Annotated in this window: 1 protein-coding gene; it reads left to right on the top strand. The window is 29.3% G+C overall.

What is annotated here, in order from left to right; translation table 11 throughout:
- A partial coding sequence (locus tag IV67_RS09360; RefSeq protein ID WP_162261070.1) for a hypothetical protein occupies positions 1 to 195 on the top strand: 195 nt, incomplete at its 5' end.
- Positions 196 to 297: the final 102 nt, after the last annotated feature.

Consider the following 297-nt stretch of genomic DNA (forward strand, 5'->3'; position numbering starts at 1 on the left):
TTAGTGGATAATATCAATGTTAGAAATATTTCAAAAATTCAAGAGGACAAAGTTCTAATTTCGTTTAACTATAATGATGAAGAAATTAACTTCAACGGTAAAGTCACATATAAAGGGGACATTGATACTGTGAATTTACAAACTGCTAAGCCAATTATTTTAAATAAACTAAAGACGATTTTGGAGGAGAACTAATCATGGATGTTTCAGTAGAAGAATTATATAGTGCAGTACTACAGGAGTTATCAGATGTACAACAAGAGAATCGAGCCTTAAAAATTATGAATAAAAAGCTGA

Origin of the sequence: Weissella minor (genome assembly GCF_001437425.1) — a bacterium.
GTDB lineage: Bacteria > Bacillota > Bacilli > Lactobacillales > Lactobacillaceae > Weissella > Weissella minor.